At 65.0% G+C, this 8943-nt stretch carries 6 protein-coding genes; 2 read left to right on the top strand and 4 right to left on the bottom strand.

The genetic code is table 11. The features are described 5' to 3' along the window. Positions 1 to 76: 76 nt before the first annotated feature. Positions 77 to 1693 (bottom strand): ABC transporter substrate-binding protein, encoded by a 1617-nt coding sequence (locus ABZW16_RS29880; protein ID WP_354959410.1) that lies wholly within the window; start codon positions 1691 to 1693, stop codon positions 77 to 79. Between the two features lie 330 nt (positions 1694 to 2023). Then, positions 2024 to 3583, bottom strand: coding sequence for an amidophosphoribosyltransferase (gene purF, locus ABZW16_RS29885; RefSeq protein ID WP_354959418.1), 1560 nt, complete (start codon positions 3581 to 3583; stop codon positions 2024 to 2026). Between the two features lie 216 nt (positions 3584 to 3799). Here purF and ABZW16_RS29890 point away from each other — a divergent pair, with 216 nt between their 5' ends. Continuing rightward, positions 3800 to 5068, top strand: a complete 1269-nt coding sequence (locus tag ABZW16_RS29890) for an ABC transporter permease (protein WP_354959419.1) — start codon at positions 3800 to 3802, stop codon at positions 5066 to 5068. Positions 5069 to 5126: 58 nt separating this feature from the next. Next, a complete protein-coding gene (locus ABZW16_RS29895; protein ID WP_354959411.1) occupies positions 5127 to 6140 on the top strand; it encodes an acyl-CoA dehydrogenase family protein in 1014 nt (337 codons plus the stop codon). A 10-nt stretch (positions 6141 to 6150) separates the two neighbouring features. Here the strand turns inward: ABZW16_RS29895 and ABZW16_RS29900 are convergent, their stop codons facing one another. Both ABZW16_RS29900 and ABZW16_RS29905 read right to left on the bottom strand, forming a co-directional pair. Then, positions 6151 to 8202 carry an ATP-binding protein gene (locus ABZW16_RS29900; protein WP_354959412.1) on the bottom strand — a complete coding sequence of 684 codons (2052 nt, stop codon included), beginning with the start codon at positions 8200 to 8202 and terminating at the stop codon, positions 6151 to 6153. A gap of 139 nt (positions 8203 to 8341) precedes the next feature. Continuing rightward, entirely contained in the window at positions 8342 to 8737 is a 396-nt protein-coding gene (locus ABZW16_RS29905) for a sterol carrier family protein (protein ID WP_354959414.1), read from the bottom strand. Positions 8738 to 8943 lie beyond the last annotated feature (206 nt).

Consider the following 8943-nt stretch of genomic DNA (forward strand, 5'->3'; position numbering starts at 1 on the left):
AGCCCGAAGCGCCGGACCCGATCCGATGCCTGCTTTTCCGCGGTGGCAACAGTTTCGGGCCCGGCTTCGCCAGATGTCACTTGCTCAGCACCGTGTACCGGAACTTGAACGATGCGTCGAGTGTGTCCGACACTCCCTGGACGCTCGGATTCGACACCGCGATCTGCTTACCGGACAGCAGCGGCAGGGTCGGCAGATAGTTCTGTGCGAGATCCTTCTGCACGTCCTCGATCAGCTTGACGCGCTTGGACTTGTCCTGCTCGGTCGTCTCCGCGGTGAGCTGCGAGGTGATCTTCGGCTCGTCGAAGTGCGACTGCAGGAAGTTGTTCGGCGCGAAGAACGGGGTCAGGTAGTCGTCGGCGTCCGGGTAGTCCGGGAACCAGCCGAAGTGATAGAGCGGGTAACCGTCGCGGGCCCGTTCCTTCTGGTAGGTGACCCATTCGGTGGATTGCAGATTCACCTTGAACAGTCCGGTCGACTCCAGCTGCGATTTGATCGCCGCGTACTCCTCGGAGCTGCTCGAACCGTAGTGATCGGGGTTGTACTGCAGATTCAGTTCCACCGGTGTCGCGACGCCAGCGCCGGAGAGGAATTTCGCCGCCGCATCCTTACTGGGCTTGGCGCCATAGAGATCCTTCAGCGGCTCGGCCGCACCCGGCATGCCCTGCGGCACAAAGCCGTACGCGGGCTGGTAGGTGTTCTTGTAAACACCCTCGGCCAGCGCGGTTCGGTCGATCGACGAGGCGATGGCCTTGCGCACCGCCAACTTCTGATCCGGAGTTCCGCCCGGCATGGTGTTCAGATTGAAGACGATATAGCGCAGCTCACCGCCGGGACCGTCGGCCACCTTGACCTTGCTGTCCTTGCGCAGCGATTCGATATCGGTCGGCGTGAAGGAGCGGTAGGCGACATCGAGTGCCCCGCTCTGCAGATCGAGCTTCATATTGTCCGAGGTCGCGTAGTACTTGGTGGAGACCTGCGACGTCTTCGGCGTGCCGAGGATGCCCTTGTAGTCCGGGTACGCCTTGTACTCGACCAGCTTGTTCTTGTCGTAGCTGGCGATCGTGTACGGACCCGAATAGCCCTTGCTCTTCACCACGTCCTCGTCCGGCAGCACCTTATTGGCCGGGAAGACCTTCTCGTCCACGATGGGACCGGCCTGGGTCGGCAGAATCGCGGGGAAGGTCTGATCGTTGGCAACCTTCAACGTGAAGTTCACCGTCAGGTCGTCGGCGATCTCGGTCTTCTCGAGATTGCCCAGCAGCGAGGCGGGACCGTTGGGGTCATTGATGCCGAGCATGCGATCGAAGGAGAACTTCACGCTCTTGGCGGTCAGCGGGTTCCCATTGGCGAACTTCAGCCCGGACTTCAGCTTGCAGGTGTACACCATCGGCGAGCTGAACTCGCACTTCTCCGCAGCGTCGGGCTTCGGGGTGGCATCGCCGGGGGCGAAATTCAGCAGATACGAATAGATCTGGGTTTCGACCAGTAGCGAGCCGTTGTCGTAGGCGGCTGCGGGATCCAGCGAGAAGATCTTGTCGGTGGTGCCTGCCACCAGTCCGGCCCCGTCGCCACCACCACCGGTGCGTCCCGAACCGCATCCCGCGATCGCGGATACGGCCAATGCCGCCATCCCGACCGCCGCGATGCGTCGGGCACGCACCCTTCGCCCAGGCTTCCTTGAAACCAACATCAGGCCCCACTTCTCGAGCGCGCCACGCCGCGTGTCCTGGATCACAGGACCGCGGACGGCACGGTTAACTTCCGATATGTCGGGCACCGTACCCAGGATCCATTTCTGGGATGTTGCGTTTCCAAAGAAAAAATCACGGGAGGGTTACTGGCCGTCGCACAGGACGCACGGGTATGGCCGGATCACCGGACGAATGACCAGGTTTGCGCCGAATCCGGCGTTGGGGCGTCTCGAGGAGGCCATGGCACGCGGGTGGACAGATATGGCACGAGACCCCGAACAAAATCGAACCCCCCGGCAGCCGCCGAGGGGTTCGTGGATCGTTCTTCGTCAGGGACGGCTCAGCGCACTCGCGTTCGCGTTCTCGCTCAGCAGCATGGCCTCCGACTGTCCGGTGAGCATGCCCTCGAGCACGTTCTTGCCGATGGCCGCCTCGGTGGGCAGCGGAATCGGGTAGTCGCCATCGAAACAGGCGCAGCACAGCCGGGAGCGCGGCTGCTCGGTGGCGGCGATCATGCCCTCGGTGGAGATATAGCCGAGGGTGTCCGCGCCGATGGAGCGGCGCACCGCCTCCACCATGTCCTCGTAACTGTCATCGGCACCCGCGCCATTGGCGATCAGCTCCGCACGCGAGGCGAAGTCGATGCCGTAGAAGCACGGCCACTTCACCGGCGGCGAGGCGATGCGCACATGGATCTCCAGCGCGCCCGCCTCCCGTAGCATCCGGATCAGCGCGCGCTGGGTATTGCCGCGCACAATCGAATCGTCCACCACGATGAGCCGCTTACCGCGGATGACCTCGCGCAGCGGATTCAACTTGAGCCGAATGCCGAGCTGACGGATGGTCTGACTCGGCTGGATGAACGTGCGCCCGACATAGGCGTTCTTCATCAGGCCCTGACCGTACGGCACACCGGAGCCCTGGGCGTACCCGACCGCGGCGGGGGTACCCGACTCCGGCACCGGAATCACCAGATCCGCCTCGACCGGATGCTCCTTGGCCAGGCGACGGCCGATCTCCACCCGCGTGGCGTGCACCGAGCGACCGGAGATGGTGGTGTCGGGACGGGCCAGGTAGACGAATTCGAAAACGCAGCCCTTGGGTTCGGGATTGGCGAAGCGCATGGACCGCACGCCGTCGGCATCGATCGCCAGCAGTTCGCCCGGCTCGATCTCCCGAACGAAGGCCGCACCGACGATATCCAGCGCGGCGGTCTCACTGGCAACGACCCAGCCACGTTCGAGCCGACCGAGGCACAGCGGGCGAACGCCGTGTGGATCCCGCGCGGCGTAGAGGGTGTGCTCGTCCATGAAGGTCAGACAGAACGCGCCCTTCAGGGTCGGCAGCAGTTTCATCGCGGCCTGTTCGATGCTCGAATCCGCGGCGGCGTGGGCCAGCAGCGCGGTCATCACATCGGAGTCCGAGGTGGCGGTGATCGGCGCGGGCCGACCGCCGGAGACCGGCGGCATGCCGATCAGTCCGAGTTCCCGTGCGCGGGCGCTCAATTCGGCGGTGTTCACCAGATTTCCGTTGTGGCCCAACGCGAGTCCGGAACCGACCGCGGTGGTGCGGAAGATCGGCTGCGCGTTCTCCCAGGTGGTGGATCCGGTGGTGGAGTAGCGGCAGTGGCCGACGGCGATATGACCCGGCATCGCGGCCAGGGTCTGCTCGTCGAATACCTGGCTGACCAGGCCGAGATCCTTGAAGACCAGAATTTGCGAGCCATCGGAGACGGCGATACCAGCGGCCTCCTGGCCGCGGTGTTGCAGCGCATACAAGCCGTAGTACGTGAGCTTGGCCACATCCTCGCTCGGCGCCCAGACTCCGAACACTCCACACTCTTCGCGTGGTTCGTTCTCGACCTGATCGGGGGTTGTTTCGACCGGCATTTCGGCGTTGGTCACCGTTTGCTCCCTGTTCGGGCGGGCTGTGCGCAATGGCCATTCTACGGGTGCATCCTGCGCGGCGGTCACCGCCACCACGTCCGTATAGCAATCGCCGAGCGACGCTGCCGTTTTTCGGTCCTACCCGGTGTTACCGTGCCAGCCGTGACGACTACGGACGGTAGGGGAACCGCTGCGTCGGACCGGCGGTTCACCGCGCGCATGTGGCTGGCCCCGATCGCGGTACTGACCCTGTTCATGGCGCTGCTCGGCACGATGTATCTGGACTATGTCGTCGATCCGGAGAAGAACCTGCACGACTTTCCGATCGCACTGGTCGATCAGGATGTCGGCGACACCATCGGCGCGCCGGGTCGGGAGCAGCAGGTCAACTTCGGCAACCAGATCACCGACGCGCTGCGCCAGGGCATCCCGGCGGACAAGGTCGATCTGCAGGTGCTCGGCATCAACGAGGCTCAGCTGAAGATGCAGTCCGGCGCGGTGTACGGAACCATCCTGATCCCAAGCGATTTCAGCAAACGCCTCGGCATTCTCGGCGTCGGCAGCGTGGTGCCCGGTGATATCCAGCGCCCGGCGCTCACCCTGCAGACCAATCCGCGCAGTGGCGCATTCGTCACCCAGATCGTCACCACCATCGGCACGCAGGCGCTGACCCAGGTGAACGAACAGGTGGGCAAGCAGCTGACCGAACAGGTCCGCGCGCAGCTGACACCGCCGCCCGGTGGCGCGCCGGCACCCGAGTTGACCGGTGCGACCCGGGTGGCGCTCGCGGATCCGGTGCAGATCATCGTCGCGCCGTTCCGTCCGCTGCCCTCGGGCACCGGACAGGGGCTGACCGCGTTCTTCTACGCGCTACTGCTCCTGCTCGCCGGGCTGGTCGGTTCGATGACCATCCACACCATGATCGATGCCGCACTCGGTTTCGTGCCCACCGAATACGGACCGTGGTACGTACATTTTCCGGCCACCCCGATCTCCCGGTTCAATACGCTGCTGATCAAGTGGGGTGTGATGGTGATCACCGCGAATATCGTCGCGGGGGTCTTCCTCGGTGTGGCACGGCTGCTCGATATGCCGATCGACCATCCGCTCACCCTGTTCCTCTACAGCGCGCTGGCCATCATCGCAGTCGGGATCACCGGGCTGTCGGTGCTGGCGGCGCTCGGTTCGGCCGGACTGCTGGTCAATCTGATCCTGTTCATCATCCTCGGCCTGCCCTCCTCCGGCGGCACCGTGCCGATCGAAGCGACGCCCAAATATCTGGGCTGGCTGGCAAAATTCGAGCCGATGCACCAGGTCTTCGTGGGCGTGCGCGCCATTCTCTACTTCGACGCGAACTTCTCGGCGGGGCTGTCGCGCGGGGTGTGGATGTCGGTGATCGGGCTCACGATCGGGCTGGTGCTCGGCACCTTCATCACCCGGTACTACGACTACAAAGGCCTGCATCGGCGCGATCCGGCTCGCCGCTGAGGCCGGATCCGGCGGTGGACGGTGCGACGCGGTCTGCGGGATGCACCAAGATGGTGCTGTGAATTCGTGGATCGAACACGCGCAGTATCTGGCCGATGAGGTATTCGCACCACAGGCCGACGCCGTCGACCGCAGCGGAGAGATCCCGCGCACACATTTCGACCTACTCGCCGAATACGGGTTCTACGGCGCGACCATGGCCGACGATATGGATATCGCCACCTTCACCACGGCCGGCGAGGTCCTGGTGGCCGGATGCCTGGCGACCACCTTCGTCTGGGCGCAGCATCTCGGGGTCGCGCGCCGGGTCGCCAACTCACCGAATCTCGAACTGCGGGAACGACTTACCGAGGATTTGCGGCGCGGGCGGGTGCGCTCGGGGGTGAGTTACGCTGGCGCCAACGATGAACCGGGATTGATCGCCCGGCGCGTCGACGGCGGCTATCTGCTCAACGGCACCGCGCCCTTTGTCACCGGGTGGGGCCTGGTGGACGTCCTCGGCGTAATGGCGCGCGATGCGGACGATGCGGGTTCGCTGATCAGCGTGTTGGTACCCGCCGAACCGGGACCCGCATTGCACGCCACCCCGCTCCCGCTCATCGCCGCCGATGCGAGCAAGACCGTTTCGCTGACCTTCGACGGTGTGCTGGTTCCCGATTCCGCGGTGGAGAACCGAATTCCGCTGCGCAACTTCCACGCCACCTTCATCCTGGCCGCATGGCGCAATGGCGCACTCGCCCTCGGTGTCGTGCGGCGGTGCCTCGGCGAACTCGCCCGCCTCGGCGTCGACACCACCGCGCTGGCCGCCGAATCCGCTCGCATCCGAACCGAACTCGACGATGCGCTCACCGGACAGTCGGATATCTACCTGGCCCGCGCCCGCGCCTCCGAACTCGCGGTGCGCACCGCCACCGCCCTGGTCACCGCCACCGGCAGCGCGGCGGTCACGGGCGGCAATCGCGCCGAACGCTCCCTGCGCGAGGCGACCTTCACCTTGGTCTTCGGTTCCCGCCCGGCCATCAAAGCCGCCCTACTCGACCGCCTCACTCGACCGCGCCACCTGGTTGTCTGACCCGTTCGCGCTAGCCAGCACTCGCACCCGCATCCTCGGATTCGGATTGTTCGCCAAGGCGCATGGCGTAGACGCGATCCAGGAAGTCGCGGTGCGCGCGCAGCGTGGAGTCGAGTAGTTCGCGCCAGGTTCGCCGATCGACGCGGTGGTCGCTGAGCAGCGAGGACAGCGAGGCGGGCCGAAGCTTATCGATATGGTCGACAATGAAGGTGAGTCGACGGCGCGGGAATTGCTCACCGATGCGCGGATTTTCATCGAGGAAGGTGTCGAGCGCGTAGAGATAGTTGATCGCGCGGTTGTACTCCTCATCGGTGAGGTGGTAATCCATCCGCTTGATCTCGACGATCCACAGCTCGCCCGCATCGTGCAGAAGTACGAAGTCCGGCTCCCGCTTCTCACTGCCGATTGCGGTGGTGACCAGGACCGCGCCGAATTTCTGCTTGTACCACCGTTCGAAGCTGGCACGGACCCGCTTCAGCGATTCGTTCATCCCCAGCGGTGTCCACTCGGGTGCCAGCAGCCAGGGCGCCCGTTCGATCAACTCCTGAAAGGGACGCTCCAGTGACCGGCGGTCGTCGACGAGGCTCTGCAGTCGATCGACCACGGCCACCCGCTCGGAGGCGATCTGGCCCAGGGAATACACCTCGGCCACCCGCGCGGTCTCGAACAGGGCGACAACGACATCGAGACGGTTATCGGTGTCCTCGGCAACCTCCTTCAGCGTTTCCAGCAGGCTGCGCTGCGGGCCGAGCGAGAGGGCGAGCCGGACAATGCTGTCGATATGGCTCGGATCCTCCAGCGCGGCACGATCCTTGTTGTTCACCAGGATCCGGGCGGCATCCATCACCGACTCGCGAAACATCCGGTCCTGCGGCGCGATCGACTGCAGGGTTGCCTGAATGCCGGACTTCTCGACGAACTCCTCCCACACCCGGCGCTTGACCGAACTTTCCCCCAGCCGCCCGAGTTCGCGCACGAGATTGCGGCCCCAGGCCGAAAGTGCCTCACCGCGTTCGGAATTCCAGATGATGTCCTGGCGGTCCGAGCGGACCAGGTCTTCCTCATCGTCCAGCCAGTTCACATGCACCGCGCCGACCAGGTAGGAACGCAATTTGAATTCCCCGGTGAAGCCCGCCGGAATGCCGAAGTCGCGGGTCTGTGCGACCAGTTTGCCGCGCGCGTAGATCCGGACACCGGCCATGGCCTCATCGCGATACGGGTGTTTGGAGTAGGCCGCCCAACCGGTTACCGGCAGGAAGCGGTCGCCGATCCACACCGGCCTTTTCGCGACATCGATCCTGGTCTCCTCCATCACATCGACGGGCAGATCACGCAGCACGAACTTCTGCGGCGCGCCGCGTTCGGCAATGCTGTTGTGCACCTCCACCTGCCAGTCGGCGCGCTCCAAGCCGAAGCGTGCGGCCAGTTGCCGACTCAATTCGGGACCGGAGCCGACCCGCTTGCGCAGAAAGTCGCGCAGGATGACCGTGGTGCCCCGCTCGGTGCTGAATGTGCCGTCCCGCGGTCCGGGACGCGGATGGTAGTCGCGTTCGGTATCGGAGAGCATTTCGTCGAGGTTCATCACGATATTCGCTACCGGCCAACCCTTTTCGGTGCGCTCGGCATCCGTACCGCCCACCGACACCACCTCGATGGTTCGGCAGATGCCGAATGGCGCGAGTTTTCCGATGCCCTTGCGACCCATGACCGGTCGTTCCAGCCGCCGCGACAGATCGCTGCCGACGCGCACTCGCCGATCCGAGCCGACCATCAGATAGTGGGCGTTGATCTCCGCGGATGTCATGCCATGTCCATTGTCACGCACCATAATTCGATACGGCTCGTGGTCGGCGGAGTGGATGGTGCCCGCGAGCGTCATACCCCACGGCAACGCAACTTCGACCCTGGTGGCATCGGCGTCGTAGGAGTTGGCGATGAGTTCGGCGAGTACCGCGGAGACACGGTCGTAGAGCCGAATGCCGAGCTTATCGATCGTCAAGCGACTGATTCGCATCGTGTACTTGTGCGAATGGTCGCCGTGATCGGTGATCGCGTTGTCCATGGTGGCCCCCATTTAGCCGAGCGGTTAGCTGTGCGTCCGCCAGAGCCAATCCTCGTCCGCATGGTTGTCGAGGGCCTGAACTTCCGACCACCAGTTCATAACGGGCGGTACGGTTCTCGCGGCTACCGGATCACGATCGTTATTCGGCGGTGAAGCGGGCGATGGGGAGCCAATGGGCAACTTCGGCGGCTCGGCTGCCGGAGGCGGACACTGCGCCGTTCGCCACCGCGGCGTCGAAGTCGAGCAGGCCGGTGGCGAGCAGGAGCCAGGTGCGCGGGTCGGTCTCGACGACATTCGGCGGTGTGCCCCTGGTGTGCCGCGGTCCCTCGATGCATTGGACCGCCACAAAAGGTGGGACACGGACCTCGACGGAATGGCCGGGTGCGGAGGCGGCAAGGGTGCGGGCGGTGGTACGGACCGCAGCGGCCAGTTCGGGCCTGGCGGGTGCTGGCGTCGAATCGTCGCGCAGCCAGGCACTGACCGCCTCGACCGCCGCTCGCAGCTCCGCTGGATCCACCTTTGCTCGTCCTGCCACGATGCCGAGACTACTGCGGGGCTCCGATCCGGCGGGCTGTCGCGCACTTCCGTCGGCGGCGAATCGGTGTGACGTGCGGCAGGGCTGTCCGCCGCACACCTACTGACCAGCCGCTACGTGACATCGGCTGGAGCCGGAGCGGTGCGGCGGCAGCGTGCTCGGCCGCCGCCTGTCAACTACTCGGCGAACGAGCCGCGAGCCGCGGC

The organism is Nocardia sp. NPDC004604 (assembly GCF_040609795.1).
Taxonomy (GTDB): domain Bacteria; phylum Actinomycetota; class Actinomycetes; order Mycobacteriales; family Mycobacteriaceae; genus Nocardia.